Source organism: Ruegeria sp. CDSA033 (assembly GCF_059612305.1).
On record NZ_JBXWQI010000020.1, the window covers coordinates 12,975 to 31,002 of the forward strand.

Genomic DNA, 18,028 nt, shown 5'->3' on the forward strand with positions numbered 1-18,028 from the left:
CAACGATGTCAAAAATGCACGTAAAACTCACCGTGAACGGCAAACAGGTCGAAGGCCTGGCCGAGCCGCGCACGCTGTTGATCCATTTCCTGCGGGAAGATTTGAAAATCACCGGTCCTCATATCGGATGCGAAACAAGCCATTGCGGGGCCTGTACCGTGGATATTGATGGCAAGTCCGTTAAATCCTGCACGACCTTTGTGGCGCAGGTGAACGGCGCCGACGTCACCACCGTTGAGGGGTTGACCAACGACGATGGCAGCCTTGGGGTTCTGCAAGAGATGTTCCGCGAACATCACGGGCTGCAATGCGGCTTTTGCACCCCGGGCATGATCACCCGCGCGCATCGTCTGCTGCAGGAAAATCCAAACCCGACCGAGGAAGACATCCGCTTTGGCATGTCCGGCAACCTGTGCCGCTGCACCGGATATCAGAACATCGTCAAGGCGATCGCGGCATCTGCCGATATGCTGAACGCTCAGAAGGAGGCTGCGGAATGAACGACCAGACTCTGACCCCCGAGGAACGCGTCGCCAATCTCAAAGGGATGGGCAGTTCGCGCAAACGCGTCGAGGATGTGCGCTTTACCCAGGGCAAGGGCAATTATGTCGATGACATCAAGATGGACGGGATGCTGTTTGGCGCCTTTGTCCGCTCTCCCTATGCCCATGCCCGCGTCGTCAACGTGAACAAAGAGGCTGCGCTGGCGATACCTGGCGTTGTTGCTGTTTTGACTGCCGAAGACCTTGCGCCATTGGGATTGCATTGGATGCCGACTTTGGCGGGCGACAAGCAAATGGTGCTCGCCGATGGCAAGGTTCTGTTCCAGGGCCAGGAAGTTGCCTATGTCGTCGCTGAAAATCGCTATATTGCGGCGGATGCGGCCGAGCTGGTCGAAGTTGACTATGAAGAGCTGCCCGTTCTGACGGACCCGTTCGAGGCGCTGAAATCGGATGTTGTCCTGCGCGAAGACCTTGCAGGTCAGACCGAAGGCGCACATGGGCCGCGAAAGCATCACAATCATATCTTCACCTGGGAACAGGGCGACAAGGACGCGACCGAAGCGGTTCTGGGTGAGGCCGATGTCGTGGCCGAAGAGATGGTCTATTACCACCGCACGCATCCTTGCCCGTTGGAGACCTGCGGCTGTGTCGCGTCGATGGATAAGGTGACCGGCAAGCTGACGCTCTATGGCACGTTCCAGGCCCCGCACGCGATCCGGACCGTTGTATCGCTGATCTCGGGTCTGGCCGAGCACAATATCCGGGTGATCAGCCCTGATATCGGTGGTGGCTTCGGCAACAAGGTTGGTGCTTATGCGGGTTATGTCTGCTCGGTTGTGGCCTCGATCGTCACCGGCCAGCCGGTGAAATGGGTCGAGAACCGGATGGAAAACCTGATGTCCACCGCCTTTGCCCGCGACTACTGGATGCAAGGCAAGATCGCGGCGACAAAGGATGGAAAGATCACCGGCCTGTGGTGTCATACCACGGCGGATCATGGTGGCTTTGACGCCTGTGCCGACCCGACCAAATTCCCGGCCGGGTTCATGAACATCTGCACCGGGTCTTATGACATCCCCACTGCTTATCTGGCTGTGGACGGGGTCTATACCAACAAGGCACCGGGTGGCGTGGCCTATCGTTGCTCGTTCCGGGTGACCGAGGCTGCCTATTTCATCGAACGGATGATTGAGGTTTTGGCCATCAAGCTGAATATGGACGCGGCCGAGCTGCGCCGGATCAACTTCATCAAGGCCGATCAGTTCCCGTATCAGTCCGCGCTGGGCTGGGAATATGACTCGGGCGATTATCACACCGCCTGGGACAAGGCCTTGAAGGCCGTGGACTATGAAAGTCTGCGGGCGGAACAGGCGCAACGGATTGAGGATTTCAAGGCTGGAAAGACTCGCAAACTGCTGGGCATCGGCCTGACGCATTTCACCGAAATCGTCGGGGCAGGACCGGTGAAGAATTGTGATATCCTCGGGCTGGGCATGTTCGACTCGTGTGAGATTCGCATCCACCCGACTGGCTCTGCCATCGCGCGGCTGGGGACGATCAGTCAGGGTCAGGGCCACGCAACGACCTTTGCCCAAATCATAGCCAGTGAGATCGGGCTTCCTGCGGACGATATCACGTTGGAGGAAGGCGATACCGATACTGCACCGTACGGGCTTGGCACCTATGGGTCTCGGTCGACGCCGGTTGCCGGGGCTGCGACAGCAATGGCCGCTCGAAAAATCCGCGCCAAGGCGCAGATGATCGCGGCCTATCTGCTCGAGGTCCATGACAACGATGTCGAATGGGATGTGGACCGTTTCTCGGTTAAAGGTGCGCCTGAGCGGTTCAAGACCATGAAAGAGATCGCTTTCGCCGCCTATAATCAGGCTATTCCGGGGCTGGAACCCGGTCTGGAGGCCGTCAGCTACTATGACCCCCCAAACATGACTTACCCGTTCGGGGCCTATATCTGTGTCATGGAGATCGATGTGGATACCGGTGAATGGGATGTTCGGCAGTTCTATGCGCTGGACGATTGCGGCACCCGGATCAACCCGATGATCATTGAAGGGCAGGTCCATGGTGGGGTGACCGAAGCGCTGGCCATCGCGATGGGGCAGGAGATTGCCTATGATGAGATGGGCAACGTCAAGACCGCGACGCTGATGGATTTCTTCCTGCCGACCGCATGGGAGACTCCGAACTACACCACCGATCACACGGTCACGCCATCTCCGCACCACCCGATCGGTGCCAAGGGCGTGGGCGAGAGCCCGAATGTCGGCGGCGTGCCTGCGTTTTCGAACGCGGTACATGATGCGTTCCGGCCCTTTGGGTTGGTGCAAAGCCATATGCCGCATGATCATTGGCGGATCTGGAAGATCGCCAATGGGTTGGGGATGCACGGGTAAACGGTTTCGAACCGGCTGTTGCCGGTCCGACCGAACGGAGGGGGTTCTACCCCCTCCGAACCTCCCCCGGGATATTTTTGGCCAGATGAAGATTGGATCCTGGTTTTGACTTTGAGTGATGTTCAGAACGGATTGGCCGCGCAGGGCTATGTTTCCGATGACCGGTTGGCGATGGCGCTGCATTTGGCACAGCAACTTGGGCGGCCATTGTTGTTGGAAGGTCCTGCTGGCGTTGGAAAGACCGAAGTGGCAAAGGCCCTGGCCGCGTGGCAGGACACCCGGTTGATCCGGCTGCAATGTTATGAAGGGCTCGATGCCGGTCATGCCATTTATGAATGGAACTATCAGCGTCAGCTTCTGGCGATCCGAGCGAGCGAGGCGCAGGGCGGAACGAGCGAAGCACAGCTTTTCTCAGATGAATATCTGCTGAAACGACCCTTATTAGAGGCTATTTCACAAGATGCCCCTCCGGTTCTGCTAATTGATGAAATTGACCGGGCCGACGAAGAATTCGAAGCGTATCTGTTGGAAATCCTCTCGGATTTTCAAATCACAATTCCCGAACTGGGTACGATCCCGGCGCGTTCAAAACCGATCGTTATTCTAACAGCGAATGGCACGCGGGACTTGTCCGATGCATTGCGCCGCCGATGTCTGTACAGTTTCCTCGACTACCCATCGCGTGAAACCGAAATGGCGATCCTGAAAGCCCGCATGCCCCAAGTTGAAGGGCAGCTGGCGCGCCAGATTGTTGGCGTCGTGCAGGCTTTGCGCAAAGAAGACTTGGAGAAGACTCCCGGAATTGCCGAGATGCTGGATTGGGCGGCAGCCCTTTCAGGATTGGGTGTTAACGACATGGCGCAGTCCCGCGAAGAGGTTCAGGCGACTCTTGTCTGTCTTCTGAAAACCGCAGCCGATTATGACGCGGCCCCGCCTGAAGTGATGGATCGCCTGATTGGAAAGGTGGCGTGATGCAGGTCACCCGGTTCCCTTCTCGTGCCTCTGGTCTAGCGGATCGCATGTCTGGTTTCATTGCACATTTGCGTATGAACGGGATGCGCGTCGGACCGGCTGAGACCGGGGATGCATTGGCGGTGCTGGCGGAAGTAGAGGCGACGGATTTGCCGCAGGCCAGACAAGCGCTGTGTGTCTTGCTGGCCGGTGACGCGGAAGGTTGGCGACAGTTTGACGATCTTTTCGATTCCTATTGGCTCAATGCCGGAAAGCAGCGCACCGGAGTGGCGCAAACCGCGCATGTTCGGGTGCAATCCGCCAAGCCGATGATCTGGCAGCAAGAAAGCCATGACATTCAGGAGTCCAGTTCCGATTCGGATCAGGACGCAACCCCTGATCCGGGCGACGGGGAGGCCGTGGGGAGAGACGGGAAGCTGATTGCGACCCGTACGGCCAACCTGTCGCGTCGGGATTTGCGTGAACTAATGGATGAAGACGCGCTGAAGCAGGCCGAACAAGCGGCGACAGCGCTGGCGCGCGCCATCCGCGACCGCCGCTCGCGCCGACGGAAAAAAGCGCTGCGGGGGCCTGCTCTGGACATGCGCCGAATACAGCGCGCCAGCCTTGCACGGGGCGGCGAGCCGATGGACCTGTATCGCCGTGCCCGCCCACCGCGTCCGATGCGGATCGTTGCACTGTGCGATGTAAGCGGTTCGATGACGGTATATTCGCGCGTCTTTCTGGCTTTCCTGAAAGGCCTGATTGGCACAGGAACCGAAGCGGACGCATATCTGTTCCACACGCGCTTGATGCGCGTCACGGATGCGTTGCGCGACCACGATTCGCTGCGCGCAGCAGGGCGGTTGTCGCTGATGGCCGAAGGGTTTGGCGGAGGCACGGATATTTCAGGCAGTCTTGAGCATTTTCTGAATGGATATGGCGCGCGCGCACTGAACGGTCGAACCATCGTATTGATCCTGTCCGATGGGTACTGCAGCTCGGACCCGCAAGCGTTGGGCGATGTATTGGCCCGGATTCGACGCAAGGCCCGGCGGATCGTCTGGCTGAACCCGTTGAAAGGCTGGCACGACTACCAGCCCATTGCCGCCGCAATGCAGGCAGCTGAGCCGTATCTGGACGCGCACCTGCCCGCAAACACGCTTGAGGCGCTGGCGGCGCTGGAGCCGCAATTCCGTAAGCTGTGAAAGGAGCCCACATGGCAAGCTTCGACATATTCGACACGATTGAGCAGCTGCGTAAAACTGATGAAGCCTTTTGCGTGGCCACGGTGTTGCGGACTGCGGATGCAACTTCGGCGAAAGCCGGGGGCAAGGCTGCGGTTACAAAAGATGGACGGATCCTGGGCCATTTGGGCGGGGGCTGCGTTCAACGTGCGGTTCGATCCTCGGCCCAGCAGGCGTTGGCCAGTGGTTCGCCGCAAATGATCCGGGTCAAACCTTCGGAAAAGGTGGTGAACATGGCCGATCCTGATGGCATTCAGACGTTCAAAAGCGGTTGCCCGTCCGGCGGCACTGTCGATCTGCTTGTCGAGCCGTATCAGCACGCACCGCGATTGGTGATTTTTGGCGAGTCGCTGATTGCAGTGGCACTGGCCGCCCATGGGGCACTGGCTGGGTTTCGCGTGTGTCTCAGTGACGCGTCAGAGACAGAAGGTGACTTTCAACGGTTCACTCTGGATTCCGTCCAAAACCTAGGGGTTGAGCCGCGGGACTTCGTTGTCGTGGCTTCGCAAGGACAGGGCGATGCCGCCGCCCTAGCCGCCGCTCTGCAAACGGACGCCAAGCGGGTGTCGATGGTGGCCAGCCATCGCAAGGCCGAAACGCTGGTGGCCAAGCTGATATCGCAAGGTTTGGACCCGATACGAGCTGCGCGGCTGAAGTCACCGGCAGGTCTGAACATCCACGCGATCGACCCGCATGAGATCGCCGTGTCGATCCTGGCTGAAATTGTGCTTTGGCGAAATAGTGACAAATCCAAAACGGAGTCCCATGATGAGAAACGTGCTTAAACGCCTGAGGTCCCTGTGGCCCGCGCGTCCCGAACAAACTCCGGAAGAGGCGACAGAGACCGCGCTTCTGGTTTATCCAAGATGCTGTTGAACAAAGGAAAGTTGAATGGAACTGAGTGACGAAGTCCGCATCTCTGCGCCGCGGGATGTGGTATACAAGGCTCTGAATAATCCCGAAATCCTGCAGGAATGCATCCCAGGGTGCGAAGAGCTGATCCAAAATTCACCCGAAGATCTGGAAGCCAAGGTGGTCTTGAAAATCGGCCCCGTCAAAGCCCGGTTTGCGGGCGCTGTGACGCTGGACACTGCCAATGCACCGGACGGGTTTTCCTTGACCGGGGAGGGCAAGGGCGGTGCCGCCGGATTTGCCAAGGGTGGTGCAGACGTGACGCTGACTGAAGATGGGGACGAAACCGTTCTGGCTTATACAGCCAAGGTCGAGGTTGGTGGAAAAATCGCCCAACTGGGCAGCCGCCTAATCGCTGGTACGGCGAAAAAGCTGTCGGGCAAATTTTTTACCCGGTTTGGCGAAGTTGTTTCAGAACAATCCGTCACTTAAGGCGCGTGACAGGGCCGGTGAATGGACCGGCCCGCGTCAGATCACATCCCACGGAAACTCAATTCCGGTAAGAGAATATCAGTGGTTTGATTTCAAGGAGATTTGGTGCCCAGGAGAGGACTCGAACCTCCACGTCCATACGGACACTAGCACCTGAAGCTAGCGCGTCTACCAATTCCGCCACCTGGGCAGGTGTCGTGGAGGGGCGTTTAAGCCCACTGGCAGGGAGGGTCAACCAGATTCGGGAAGATTTTTGAAAGTTTTTTTCACACATTCAAATTCAGCTTGAATTGGTTGGTCTTTTCACTGACGCGCGGCGTTATTGCGCCTTGTTTGACAAGCCTCAGAGCGCTAGATCGAAAGAGGACCCACAAGCAGGAGCCCTCTCATGTCTAAAATGGTCACGATTTATGGCGGATCGGGATTTGTCGGCCGGTATATTACGCGGCGCATGGCAAATGAAGGGTGGCGTGTCCGGGTGGCAGTTCGGCGCCCGAATGAGGCGATGTTTGTCAGGCCCTACGGTGTGGTCGGCCAGGTCGAACCCATTTTGTGCAACATCCGTGATGATGCCTCGGTTGCGGCGGCGATGCACGGGGCAGACGCGGTGGTGAATTGCGTCGGTGTTTTGAACGAGCTGGGCAAGAACGCCTTTGACGCCGTGCAGGCTGATGGGGCCGAGCGGATCGCGCGTTTGGCAGCCGAACAGGGCATTTCCCAAATGGTTCATATCTCGGCCATCGGAGCGGACGCCGAGTCCGACAGCGAATATTCGCGAACCAAGGCGCATGGTGAGGCCGGTGTGCTGACCCATATGCCAGATGCAATTATTCTGCGGCCGTCTGTGATTTTCGGAACCGAAGATCAGTTCTTTAATCGTTTTGCCGGGATGACCCGGATGGGACCATTCCTGCCGCTGGTCGGAGCCGAAACCAAATTCCAGCCGGTCTATGTGGATGATGTGGCCAAGGCCGCTGTTCAGGGCGTCCTGGGCCAAGCTGAAGCCGGTGTGTATGAGCTGGGAGGGCCCGAGGTGAAAACCTTCCGCGCGCTGATGCAGCAGATGCTTGATGTAATTTACCGACGCCGAGTGATCATCGGAATGCCCTTCTTTGTGGCCCGCATAATGGCGGGCGTGTTGGACATCTTGAAGTTCGTCAGCTTCCAACTGTTCCCGAACCACATCCTGACGCGCGATCAGTTGAAAAACCTGCGCCGCGACAATGTTGTTTCCGACGGGGCCAAAGGATTTGCCGATCTTGGGATCGAGCCAGCGACGCTGGAATCCGTGCTGCCTGATTACCTGTGGAAGTTCCGCCCTTCGGGTCAGTACGACGACATCCAGAACTCGGCCAACAATCTGCGGACCTGATCAGCTATAGGCGATTACAAGCAGGATGGCGCCCAGGATCACGCGGTAGATGACATAAGGTGTAAAGCTGACACTGCGCAGCAGGCGCATCATTAGGGCCAAGGCTAGCAGGGCTGAAATAAAGGCAAAAAATGCCGCGATTGCCCCGTCTCGGGCCAATTGGGCGTCTGCTGCGCGGATCACATCGACCGACAACAAAACGCCTGAGGCAAGAATGGTCGGAATCGACATCAACATCGCGATCCGCGCGCCATCCTCGCGCGTATAGCCCAGTTGGCGCGCGCCGGTGATGGTAATGCCTGATCGGGATGTTCCGGGTATCAGGGCGAGAACCTGCCACAGCCCCATGATCAACGCATCGCGCAGACCCCATTCGCTTGCCTCTTTGGTCTGCGGTCCTTTTTGATCGGCCCAATACAGAACGAGGCCAAAAACCAGCATGGTCCAGCCAATGACCGCCATTGACCGAAACGCCTCGATCAGGCCGGTTTTGAACAGGATAGCCCCGACAATCACGGTGGGAATCGTGGAGATGATCAGACCCATGGCCAGCTGCGCCTGTGGTGTGTCGACCTGTCCGATCAACGCCCGCGGCAGTCCGGAGACGGCCTGTTTCACATCGGACCAGAAATACAGAATCACAGCGCCCAAAGTGCCCATATGCACGGCCACGTCGATGGCCAGACCTTGATCGTCCAGCCCGGTCAGGCTGGGCAGCAGTATCAAATGACCAGATGAAGAGATCGGCAAAAACTCAGTGATACCCTGAATAATCGCCGCGAGAATCAATTGAAAAAGACCCATCTGCCCCGCCGTGTTGTGGTCACGTCCTTGTTTGCTCAATGGGTATAAGTGCGCTGTGGAAAAGGAAAGCATGCATATAGGTCCGAATCGGAACTAAAAATCATGTTAAATTTCAAACCGCCACCAAATTTCTCGCTAATTTTCGAAATTAGGTCAGTATAGTTGACTTTTCATCCGATCCTGCATCTCTTAAAGAGACGTGACCAAGCCAATTCATGGAGTTTGACCCGTGGCCAAGCAACCGATGCTGAAATTTGTGCAGATCGACCGCGTCATGCCCGAAAAGCGTGCCGCCGATGACCGCAGAGAAGATTTTGATGAAATCTACGCCGAATTTGCAGCAGAAAAAGCCAAGGAACAAGCCAGCCGATGCAGTCAGTGCGGCGTTCCATATTGTCAGTCGCATTGCCCGCTGCACAACAATATCCCTGACTGGTTGCACCTGACCGCGACAGGTCGTCTGGAAGAAGCTTATCAAACCAGTCAGGCCACCAACACATTCCCCGAGATTTGTGGCCGAATCTGCCCGCAGGACCGCCTGTGCGAGGGCAACTGCGTGATCGAGCAATCGGGCCACGGCACGGTCACCATTGGCACGATTGAGAAATACATCACCGACACCGCGTGGGACAAAGGCTGGGTGAAACCCACCGCTCCGGGTGCCGAGCGCAGCGAAAGCGTTGGCATCATCGGTGGCGGCCCCGGTGGTCTGGCTGCAGCTGACATGCTGCGCCGGGCGGGCATTCAGGTCACGGTCTATGATCGTTATGATCGCGCAGGTGGTCTGCTGATGTACGGTATTCCGGGTTTCAAGCTGGAAAAAGACATCGTGCAGCGTCGCAATGACCTGCTGGCCGATGGTGGAGTCGAGTTCGTGCTGAATTGCGATGTGGACGCCGCTAAATTCGAGGAAATACGCACTAAGCATGATGCGGTGATCATTGCGACAGGCGTGTACAAATCGCGCGATCTGTCCATGCCCGGCAGCGGTCTGGCTGGCATTGAAAAAGCCATCGACTTCCTGACTGCGTCGAACCGCAAAAGTTTTGGCGATGACGTCGAAGACTTCGACAGTGGCCGCTTGAATGCCGAAGGTAAGAAGGTGGTCGTTATTGGTGGCGGTGATACCGCGATGGATTGTGTGCGGACCTCGATCCGGCAAGGTGCCACGTCGGTCAAATGCCTCTATCGTCGTGACCGTGCGAACATGCCGGGTTCGCAGCGCGAAACCCAAAACGCCGAGGAAGAAGGCGTGGTGTTCGAATGGCTGAGCGCGCCCAAGGGCTTTACCGGCGACGACACCGTTGCTGGCGTGATGGTGCAGAAGATGCGTCTGGGTCAACCCGATGCGACCGGCCGTCAAGCGCCAGAAGTGATCGAAGGCGCGGATTATGTCGAAGATGCCGATCTGGTGATTAAGGCGCTGGGCTTTGAGCCTGAAGACCTGCCCACCCTGTTCGGCCAGCCCGACCTGCCCGTCACCCGTTGGGGCACCGTCAAAGCAGCGTTTGAGACTGGCGCGACCGAGATGGACGGCGTCTATGCCATTGGTGACATCGTGCGCGGTGCATCTTTGGTGGTCTGGGCCATTCGTGATGGTCGCGACTGCGCCGATGCGATTATTGATCGCTTCAACGCCAAGGCTGCCATCGCAGCCGAATAACCCTAGCCCAGCGACAGGAGGGTCTGATGCCCGAATTGCAAGGTCAATGCATGTGCGGCGCGGTCACGGTGACCGCAACCCCGGCGCGGGATTCGCTGGGTGCCTGCCATTGTGATCAATGCCGTCGCTGGACCAGTTCGATGCTGGTAACCTTCGCGGCCGAGCCCGGCTATGCCGCCTTGGGACCGGTCAGGACCTACACCTCGTCGGATTGGGCCGAACGGGCATTTTGCTCGGACTGTGGTTCGGCACTGTGGTACCGGATCACTTTGCCGGGCGAGATGCACGGACAAACCCAAATGGCTGCCGGTCTTTTCGACGACACCGGCAACCCGCTGAAACTTGAACTTTACATAGATAAAAAGCCCGAGGGCTACGCGTTCGCAGGAGAGCGCCGGCAGATGACCAAAGCCGAGGTCGAAGCCATGTATGCCCTGCCGGAAGAAGGAGACAGCCAATGACCAAATATGATGCCGATTGGGTGCGGGCCGAAGAAGCCAAGCGCAAATGGATGGCCGAAAATGGTCTCTATTCCAAGGATGAAGAGCATTCTTCATGCGGTGTAGGTCTTGTGGTTTCGATTGACGGCAAAGCGTCGCGTAAGGTGGTGGATGCCGGGATCGACGCGCTTAAGGCAATCTGGCACCGCGGCGCGGTGGACGCAGACGGCAAAACGGGTGATGGCGCGGGTATCCACGTGCAGATCCCGGTTCCGTTTTTTTATGACCAGATCCGCCGCACCGGGCATGAGCCGCGACTGGATCAACTGATTGCGGTTGGTCAGGTCTTTTTGCCGCGCACCGATTTCGGTGCGCAGGAGCAGTGCCGGACCATCGTGGAAACCGAAGTTCTACGCATGGGCTATTACATTTATGGTTGGCGTCATGTACCGGTCGATGTGACCTGCTTGGGTGAAAAAGCCAACGCCACTCGCCCTGAGATCGAGCAGATCCTGATCTCGAACTCAAAAGGTGTGGATGAAGACACGTTTGAGCGTGAGCTCTATGTGATCCGTCGCCGCATCGAAAAGGCGGCACTGGCCGCCGGGATTTCAGATTTGTATCTAGCCTCGCTCAGCTGCCGGTCGATCATCTATAAGGGCATGATGCTGGCCGAGCAGGTCGCGGTGTTCTACCCCGATTTGATGGACGAGCGCTTTGAAAGTGCCTTTGCCATCTACCACCAGCGATATTCGACCAATACGTTCCCGCAGTGGTGGCTGGCACAGCCTTTCCGCATGCTGGCCCATAACGGCGAGATCAACACGCTGAAGGGCAACATCAACTGGATGAAAAGCCATGAGATCCGCATGGCCAGCGGCACCTTTGGTGACTATGCCGAGGACATCAAGCCGATCATCGCAGGTGGTTCGTCGGATTCGGCGGCTCTGGACTCGGTATTCGAGGTTCTGGTGCGTGCGGGTCGTTCGGCCCCAATGGCGAAAACCATGCTGGTGCCGGAAAGCTGGTCCAAACAGGCAGTCGAACTGCCGCAGGCGTGGCGCGATATGTATTCCTACTGCAACTCGGTGATGGAGCCGTGGGATGGCCCTGCCGCACTGGCGATGACGGATGGTCGTTGGGTCTGTGCGGGACTGGACCGGAATGGGCTGCGCCCGATGCGCTATGTCGTAACCGGCGATGGTCTTGTAATCGCAGGGTCCGAGGCCGGGATGGTGCCGATTGATGAGGCCACTGTGACCGAAAAAGGTGCCCTTGGCCCGGGTCAGATGCTGGCCGTCGATATGAAGAAGGGTAAGTTGTTCCGCGACACGCAGATCAAGAACAAACTGGCCCGTGCGCTGCCATTTGGCGAATGGGTTGGCAAGATTCACGATCTGGATGCCACGCTGGCAGGCGTGACCGAAACCCCGATTTTCTCGGGTGAAGAACTGCGCAAGCGTCAGATTGCAGCGGGTTATTCAGTAGAAGAATTGGAACAGATTCTCGCCCCGATGGCGGAAGACGGCAAAGAGGCGCTGGCCTCGATGGGTGACGATACGCCCTCGGCGGTTCTGTCCAAGCAATACCGCCCGCTCAGCCATTTCTTCAGGCAGAATTTCAGTCAGGTGACCAACCCGCCGATCGATTCTTTGCGCGAGTACCGCGTGATGTCGTTGAAAACACGGTTTGCGAACCTCAAGAACGTGCTGGATGAAGACAGCAGCCAGACCGAGATTGTGGTTCTGGAAAGCCCCTTTGTCGGCAACGCGCAATGGGACAAGCTGGTTGAAAGCTTTGATGCCCCGCTGGCCGAGATCGATTGTAGCTTCGAGCCCGGCCAAAGCGCACTAAGCGACGCATTAGCCCGTGTTAGAGCCGAAGCAGAAGAGGCCGTCCGGTCTGGCGCTGGGCATCTGGTTCTGTCCGACATGAACTCGGGCGAAGGTCGTGTGGCGATGCCCATGATCCTGGCCACAAGCGCGGTGCACTCGCACCTGACCCGTCAGGGCCTGCGGACGTTCTGTTCGTTGAACGTACGCTCGGCGGAATGTGTCGACCCGCACTATTTTGCGGTTTTGATTGGCTGTGGTGCGACCGTTGTGAACGCCTATCTGGCCGAGGATTCGCTGGCCGACCGTATTGATCGCGGCCTTCTGGACGGGACTCTGACCGAAAATGTCGCCCGCTTCCGCGAAGCGATTGATCAGGGCTTGTTGAAGATCATGGCCAAGATGGGAATCTCGGTAATCTCGTCCTATCGCGGCGGCCTGAACTTTGAGGCCGTTGGCCTGAGCCGTGCGATGGTGGCCGAATACTTCCCTGGAATGACCAGCCGGATTTCCGGTATCGGCGTTACCGGTATTCAGACCAAGGCCGAGGAGATCCACGCCAAGGCATGGGTCAATGGTCTGGACGTGCTGCCCATCGGTGGATTCTACAAAGCACGGAAATCGGGTGAGACCCACGCGTGGGAAGCGACATCGATGCATATGATGCAAATGGCTTGTAACCGCGCGTCCTATGAGCTGTGGAAGCAATACTCGGCCAAGATGCAGTCGAACCCGCCGATCCATCTGCGCGATCTGATGGATTTCAAACCGCTGGGCAAGCCGATCCCGATTGAAGAAGTGGAATCGATCACTTCGATCCGCAAGCGCTTTGTCACGCCGGGCATGTCGCTGGGCGCGCTGTCGCCCGAGGCGCACAAGACGCTGAACGTTGCGATGAACCGGATCGGTGCGAAATCCGACTCGGGTGAAGGGGGTGAAGACCCGGCGCATTTCGTGCCAGAGCCCAACGGTGACAACCCGTCGGCCAAGATCAAACAGGTCGCTTCGGGCAGATTCGGTGTGACCGCCGAATACCTGAACCAGTGTGAAGAGCTGGAGATTAAGGTCGCCCAGGGTGCAAAACCCGGTGAAGGCGGTCAGCTGCCGGGCATGAAGGTCACCGACCTGATTGCACGTCTGCGTCATTCGACCAAGGGCGTGACCCTGATCTCGCCACCACCGCACCATGATATCTACTCGATCGAGGATCTGGCGCAGCTGATCTATGACCTGAAACAGATCAATCCGCGCTGCAAGGTCACAGTGAAACTGGTGGCGTCTTCGGGTGTTGGCACGATTGCCGCCGGTGTGGCCAAGGCCAAAGCGGACGTGATCCTGATATCGGGCCACAATGGCGGCACAGGGGCTTCGCCCGCGACCAGCATCAAATACGCCGGTTTGCCGTGGGAGATGGGCCTGACCGAGGCGCATCAGGTTCTGGCGATGAACAACCTGAGAGACCGTGTGACCCTGCGGACCGATGGTGGCTTGCGCACCGGTCGTGACATCGTCATGGCTGCGATGATGGGGGCCGAGGAATACGGTATCGGCACCGCAGCGCTGATCGCGATGGGCTGTATCATGGTGCGTCAGTGTCAGTCGAACACCTGCCCCGTTGGTGTGTGTACGCAGGACGAATCCCTGCGGGCAAAATTCACCGGCAACGCCGATAAGGTCGTCAACCTGATCACCTTCTACGCACAGGAAGTGCGCGAGCTGCTGGCCAGCCTCGGTGCGCGGTCGATTGACGATATCATCGGACGGGCAGATCTGCTGGCGCAGGTCAGCCGTGGTTCAGCGCATCTGGATGATCTGGACCTCAACCCGCTGCTGATCACCGTCGATGGTGCCCATAACATCGTCTACAACCGCGACAGAGATCGCAATGCAGTGCCCGATACGCTTGATGCGGAGATTGTGCGCGATGCTGCACGGTTCCTGAAAGACGGTGAGAAAATGCAGCTGTCCTATGCGGTTCAGAACACGCATCGGACCGTGGGCACGCGAGTGTCCAGCCATATCGTGCAGAATTTCGGGATGCGGAACACGTTCCAGCCGGACCACTTGCACGTGAAACTGCAGGGCTCGGCCGGTCAGTCGCTGGGGGCCTTCGCGGCCCCGGGTCTAAAGCTTGAGGTGTCGGGTGATGCCAACGACTATGTCGGTAAAGGCCTGTCCGGGGGCACAATCGTCGTGCGTCCGCCGCAGGTCAGCCCCCTGAAAGCGGACGAGAACACCATTATCGGCAACACCGTTCTTTACGGGGCAACCGATGGTCACCTATTTGCGGCTGGCCGCGCGGGTGAGCGGTTTGCGGTACGGAACTCGGGCGCCACTGTGGTGATCGAGGGCTGTGGCTCGAACGGTTGTGAATACATGACCGGTGGTATCGCGGTGATCCTGGGTGGCATTGGCGCCAACTTTGGCGCAGGTATGACGGGCGGTATGGCTTATCTGTACGACCCCGAAGGCAAGGCCCAGCAGCTGATGAACATGGAAACGCTGGTGACCTGTCCGGTGACCGTCGACCATTGGGAAGATCAGTTGAAATCGCTGATCGAAACACATCAGGCTGAAACCAACAGTCGCAAGGCCGCCGACATTCTGCAGCATTGGGAGGTCGAAAAGACCAATTTCCTGCAGGTTTGCCCCAAAGAGATGCTGAACAAGCTCAGCCATCCTCTGACAACCGAGGCAACTGCTGTTCCCGCCGAGTAAGCGGAAATAGTTAGACCAAATCAGACCCCCGCGTGTCACCAAGGACACGCGGGGTTTTCAATTTACGTCCCGGACTTGCCTCGGATTACTTAGCCGCGCAACGCTCAGGCCACGTAACATAAACCGTTCCAAACCCGTCCACAGCGTCGTATAGCAACACAATGGCAAGAAAAGCAGCGCGCAAGTCGAGCAAAAAGAAAAGCAAGGCGTCTAAAACAAAAAAGCCACTGATCCCGCGGATTCGTCGTTGGGTCACACGCGCCGCTTTGGGTGTCGTGGCCTTCATCGTTGGGTTGGTTCTGCTGTACTCGGTGGTCAATCCGCCAGTGACTCATACGATCTGGTCCGAATGGCGACGATTGGGAAAGGTTGAGCGTGACTGGGTGCCGATAGAGGAAATTGCCCCGGTTATGGGCAGATCTGCGGTTGCCGCCGAGGACGCGAATTTCTGCCTGCATTGGGGCTTTGACGTTGAAGCAATTCGCGATGCGCTGGAAGATGGCGGCAGCCGGGGGGCCTCGACCATTACCCAGCAGGTCGTGAAGAACGTGTTCCTGTGGCAGGGGCGTAGTTGGGTGCGAAAAGCGTTTGAAACGTCGATTACGCCCGTCGTCGAAATCTTCTGGAGCAAACAGCGCATTCTGGAGGTCTATCTGAACGTTGCCGAGACCGGTCAGGGGGTTTTCGGGGTCGAAGCTGCGGCACAGCGATATTACGGAACAAGTGCGGCCAAGATGTCCCCAGTACAGGCCGCACGGCTTGCGGCGATCCTGCCGTCCCCTCGCAACAGATCCGTTACAGACCCATCGGTTCGGACCCGCAGACGGGCGGCATCCATACTGGATGGGGCGGCCACCATCCGCGCAGATGGTCGCGCGGATTGTTTCGAGGATTGAAACCCTATGCCTCTCAAGGCTAAAGCTGGGGGGTATTCACTGGTTCGATTGGAAGATTATGGCGCGTCTGTTTCATGTTCCCCTTTCCCCGTATTGCCGCAAGGTGCGCCTGTCGCTTGCGGAAAAGAAGATCGAAGTTGAGCTGGTCGAGGAACGATACTGGGAACAAGACCCAGATTTCCTGCGCCGCAACCCTGCCGGAAAAGTACCGGTATTGCGTCTTGATGGGCAGGTCTTGGCGGAGAGCGCCGCCATTTGTGAGTATATCGAAGAAACCCGCCCGGAACCGCCGCTGATGCCAAAAAAACCCGAAGCACGCTACGAGGTGCGGCGTCTGGTGGGTTGGTTTGATGACAAGTTCCATCACGAGGTCACATCGAGACTGCTGTATGAGCGGGTAAACAAGAAGGTGACGGGCGAGGGTTATCCCGACAGCAAAAACGTCAAGGCAGGCGCGAAGGCGATCAAGTATCATCTGGATTATATGGCATGGCTGCTGGATCATCGGCGCTGGCTGGCGGGGGATCAGATGACACTGGCCGATTTTGCCGCTGCTGCGCACCTGTCGGCGCTGGATTATATCTCAGACGTGGATTGGAACCGATCTCAGGCGGTCAAGGATTGGTACGCCAAGATTAAATCGCGGCCTGCTTTCCGTTCGATTCTGGCGGATCAGGTCCCTGGGTTCCGGCCACCGCCGCATTACGCCGATCTGGATTTCTGATAGGGTCAGGGTTCAGGGGGCCGTCTGCCCCCTCTTGGCCCGTTGGGCCAATTCACCCCCGAGGATATTTGCAGCCAGATGAAGAGCGGATCAGGTTTAAAAGAAAAGCTTGTGGCGCAGGCGCTGAGCGAGGGGTTTGTATCCTGTCGCATTTGCCGGCCTTGGGACGTGCCCGAGGTGCCGACGCGTCTGAAGGCCTTTCTGGATGCCGGGTACCACGGGCAGATGGGGTGGATGGACGAACGGACCCATTGGCGTGGCGATCCGGCTGAATTGTGGCCCGAGGCGCGGTCGGTCATCATGCTGGCCGAAAGCTATACGCCTGACCATGATCCGACCGAAGTGCTGAAGCATCCGGACAAGGCGGCGATTTCTGTTTATGCGCAGAACAAGGATTACCACGATCTGGTCAAGAAGCGGCTGAAGCGGTTGGCGCGCTGGCTGATTGCGGAAGCTGGTGGAGAGGTAAAAGTCTTTGTTGATACCGCGCCTGTGCCGGAGAAGGCTTTGGGCCATGCGGCAGGGCTGGGCTGGCAGGGAAAACACACCAATCTCGTAAGCCGCGACTGGGGAAATTGGGCCTTTATAGGCTCTGTTTTTACGACGTTGGACCTGCCTGCAGACATGGCTGAAACTGACCATTGCGGTAATTGTCGAGCTTGTTTGAGCGCCTGTCCGACGGAGGCGTTTCCCGCCCCGTATCAGTTGGATGCGCGGCGTTGCATTTCGTATCTGACGATCGAATATAAAGGGCCGGTCGACGAAGAGCTGCGCCAAAAGCTGGGAAACCGGATTTATGGATGCGACGATTGTTTGGCAGCGTGCCCGTGGAACAAATTCGCCATCGCAGCGAGCGATGTGCGGTATGCCGCACGTGATGATCTGAAAGCGCCACCGCTGTCCGAGCTTGCCCTGTTGGATGATGCGGCGTTTCGCGCGAAATTCTCGGGCTCGCCCATAAAGCGGATCGGGCGGGATCGGTTTGTGCGCAATGTGCTTTACGCGATTGGCAACTCGGAGCGGTCGGATTTGATGCATGTCGCGCAGTCGCTTGCCGATGATCCTGACCCAACGGTGGCGGACGCCGCGCGCTGGGCGGTGAAACGATTATCGTAAGTGACGC

Annotated in this window: 14 protein-coding genes and 1 tRNA gene; 13 read left to right on the forward strand and 2 right to left on the reverse strand. The window is 57.9% G+C overall.

All coding sequences use genetic code 11. From position 1 onward, the window contains the following. Positions 1 to 5 precede the first annotated feature (5 nt). From AC2FLA_RS19105 to AC2FLA_RS19130, 6 genes are all read left to right on the forward strand, one after another. Complete coding sequence (locus AC2FLA_RS19105) at positions 6 to 500, forward strand: (2Fe-2S)-binding protein (protein ID WP_058279311.1); 495 nt, start codon at positions 6 to 8, stop codon at positions 498 to 500. Next, complete coding sequence (locus AC2FLA_RS19110) at positions 497 to 2,914, forward strand: aerobic carbon-monoxide dehydrogenase large subunit (protein WP_496724364.1); 2,418 nt, start codon at positions 497 to 499, stop codon at positions 2,912 to 2,914. The genes AC2FLA_RS19105 and AC2FLA_RS19110 overlap by 4 nt, the downstream gene beginning before the upstream one ends. Before the next feature lie 105 nt (positions 2,915 to 3,019). Continuing rightward, complete coding sequence (locus tag AC2FLA_RS19115; protein WP_496724366.1) at positions 3,020 to 3,886, forward strand: AAA family ATPase; 867 nt, start codon at positions 3,020 to 3,022, stop codon at positions 3,884 to 3,886. Positions 3,887 to 3,933: 47 nt separating this feature from the next. Then, positions 3,934 to 5,073 (forward strand): vWA domain-containing protein, encoded by a 1,140-nt coding sequence (locus tag AC2FLA_RS19120; RefSeq protein ID WP_496724368.1) that lies wholly within the window; start codon positions 3,934 to 3,936, stop codon positions 5,071 to 5,073. Positions 5,074 to 5,084: 11 nt separating this feature from the next. Further along, positions 5,085 to 5,897 carry an XdhC family protein gene (locus AC2FLA_RS19125; protein WP_496724370.1) on the forward strand — a complete coding sequence of 271 codons (813 nt, stop codon included), beginning with the start codon at positions 5,085 to 5,087 and terminating at the stop codon, positions 5,895 to 5,897. A gap of 106 nt (positions 5,898 to 6,003) precedes the next feature. Beyond that, positions 6,004 to 6,456 carry an SRPBCC family protein gene (locus AC2FLA_RS19130; protein ID WP_109313033.1) on the forward strand — a complete coding sequence of 151 codons (453 nt, stop codon included), beginning with the start codon at positions 6,004 to 6,006 and terminating at the stop codon, positions 6,454 to 6,456. 103 nt (positions 6,457 to 6,559) lie between these two features. On the opposite strand, the gene AC2FLA_RS19135 is transcribed toward AC2FLA_RS19130, so the two are convergent. Then, positions 6,560 to 6,646 (reverse strand) — tRNA-Leu (locus AC2FLA_RS19135). Positions 6,647 to 6,844: 198 nt separating this feature from the next. On the opposite strand from AC2FLA_RS19135, the gene AC2FLA_RS19140 reads away from it, so the two are divergent. After that, the gene (locus AC2FLA_RS19140) at positions 6,845 to 7,828 is read left to right on the forward strand and encodes a complex I NDUFA9 subunit family protein (protein WP_496724372.1); all 984 of its coding nucleotides are present in this window, start codon (positions 6,845 to 6,847) and stop codon (positions 7,826 to 7,828) included. Here the strand turns inward: AC2FLA_RS19140 and AC2FLA_RS19145 are convergent, their stop codons facing one another. Next, a complete protein-coding gene (locus tag AC2FLA_RS19145; RefSeq protein ID WP_496724434.1) occupies positions 7,829 to 8,632 on the reverse strand; it encodes an undecaprenyl-diphosphate phosphatase in 804 nt (267 codons plus the stop codon). A gap of 229 nt (positions 8,633 to 8,861) precedes the next feature. On the opposite strand from AC2FLA_RS19145, the gene AC2FLA_RS19150 reads away from it, so the two are divergent. The 6 genes from AC2FLA_RS19150 to queG all read left to right on the forward strand — a co-directional run bounded on the left by AC2FLA_RS19150 (position 8,862) and on the right by queG (position 18,021). Then, positions 8,862 to 10,295: an NAD(P)-dependent oxidoreductase gene (locus AC2FLA_RS19150; RefSeq protein WP_496724374.1), complete on the forward strand. Its 1,434-nt coding sequence runs from the start codon at positions 8,862 to 8,864 to the stop codon at positions 10,293 to 10,295. 26 nt (positions 10,296 to 10,321) lie between these two features. Further along, positions 10,322 to 10,756: a GFA family protein gene (locus AC2FLA_RS19155; protein WP_496724376.1), complete on the forward strand. Its 435-nt coding sequence runs from the start codon at positions 10,322 to 10,324 to the stop codon at positions 10,754 to 10,756. Beyond that, complete coding sequence (gltB, locus tag AC2FLA_RS19160; protein ID WP_496724378.1) at positions 10,753 to 15,285, forward strand: glutamate synthase large subunit; 4,533 nt, start codon at positions 10,753 to 10,755, stop codon at positions 15,283 to 15,285. The genes AC2FLA_RS19155 and gltB overlap by 4 nt, the downstream gene beginning before the upstream one ends. Before the next feature lie 161 nt (positions 15,286 to 15,446). Then, complete coding sequence (mtgA, locus tag AC2FLA_RS19165) at positions 15,447 to 16,181, forward strand: monofunctional biosynthetic peptidoglycan transglycosylase (RefSeq protein ID WP_496724380.1); 735 nt, start codon at positions 15,447 to 15,449, stop codon at positions 16,179 to 16,181. Positions 16,182 to 16,239: 58 nt separating this feature from the next. Next, positions 16,240 to 16,905, forward strand: coding sequence for an FtsZ-binding protein FzlA (gene fzlA / locus AC2FLA_RS19170; protein WP_496724382.1), 666 nt, complete (start codon positions 16,240 to 16,242; stop codon positions 16,903 to 16,905). 78 nt (positions 16,906 to 16,983) lie between these two features. Beyond that, positions 16,984 to 18,021, forward strand: a complete 1,038-nt coding sequence (gene queG / locus AC2FLA_RS19175) for a tRNA epoxyqueuosine(34) reductase QueG (protein WP_496724384.1) — start codon at positions 16,984 to 16,986, stop codon at positions 18,019 to 18,021. The last annotated feature ends 7 nt before the right edge of the window (positions 18,022 to 18,028 follow it).

Coding starts and splice junctions, on each gene's coding strand:
- AC2FLA_RS19105 (WP_058279311.1), top strand. CDS start 6: ATGTCAAAAATGCACGTAAAACTCACCGTGAACGGCAAACAGGTCGAA.
- AC2FLA_RS19110 (WP_496724364.1), top strand. CDS start 497: ATGAACGACCAGACTCTGACCCCCGAGGAACGCGTCGCCAATCTCAAA.
- AC2FLA_RS19120 (WP_496724368.1), top strand. CDS start 3,934: ATGTCTGGTTTCATTGCACATTTGCGTATGAACGGGATGCGCGTCGGA.
- AC2FLA_RS19125 (WP_496724370.1), top strand. CDS start 5,085: ATGGCAAGCTTCGACATATTCGACACGATTGAGCAGCTGCGTAAAACT.
- AC2FLA_RS19130 (WP_109313033.1), top strand. CDS start 6,004: ATGGAACTGAGTGACGAAGTCCGCATCTCTGCGCCGCGGGATGTGGTA.
- AC2FLA_RS19140 (WP_496724372.1), top strand. CDS start 6,845: ATGTCTAAAATGGTCACGATTTATGGCGGATCGGGATTTGTCGGCCGG.
- AC2FLA_RS19145 (WP_496724434.1), bottom strand. CDS start 8,632: ATGGGTCTTTTTCAATTGATTCTCGCGGCGATTATTCAGGGTATCACT.
- AC2FLA_RS19155 (WP_496724376.1), top strand. CDS start 10,322: ATGCCCGAATTGCAAGGTCAATGCATGTGCGGCGCGGTCACGGTGACC.
- gltB (WP_496724378.1), top strand. CDS start 10,753: ATGACCAAATATGATGCCGATTGGGTGCGGGCCGAAGAAGCCAAGCGC.
- mtgA (WP_496724380.1), top strand. CDS start 15,447: ATGGCAAGAAAAGCAGCGCGCAAGTCGAGCAAAAAGAAAAGCAAGGCG.
- fzlA (WP_496724382.1), top strand. CDS start 16,240: ATGGCGCGTCTGTTTCATGTTCCCCTTTCCCCGTATTGCCGCAAGGTG.
- queG (WP_496724384.1), top strand. CDS start 16,984: ATGAAGAGCGGATCAGGTTTAAAAGAAAAGCTTGTGGCGCAGGCGCTG.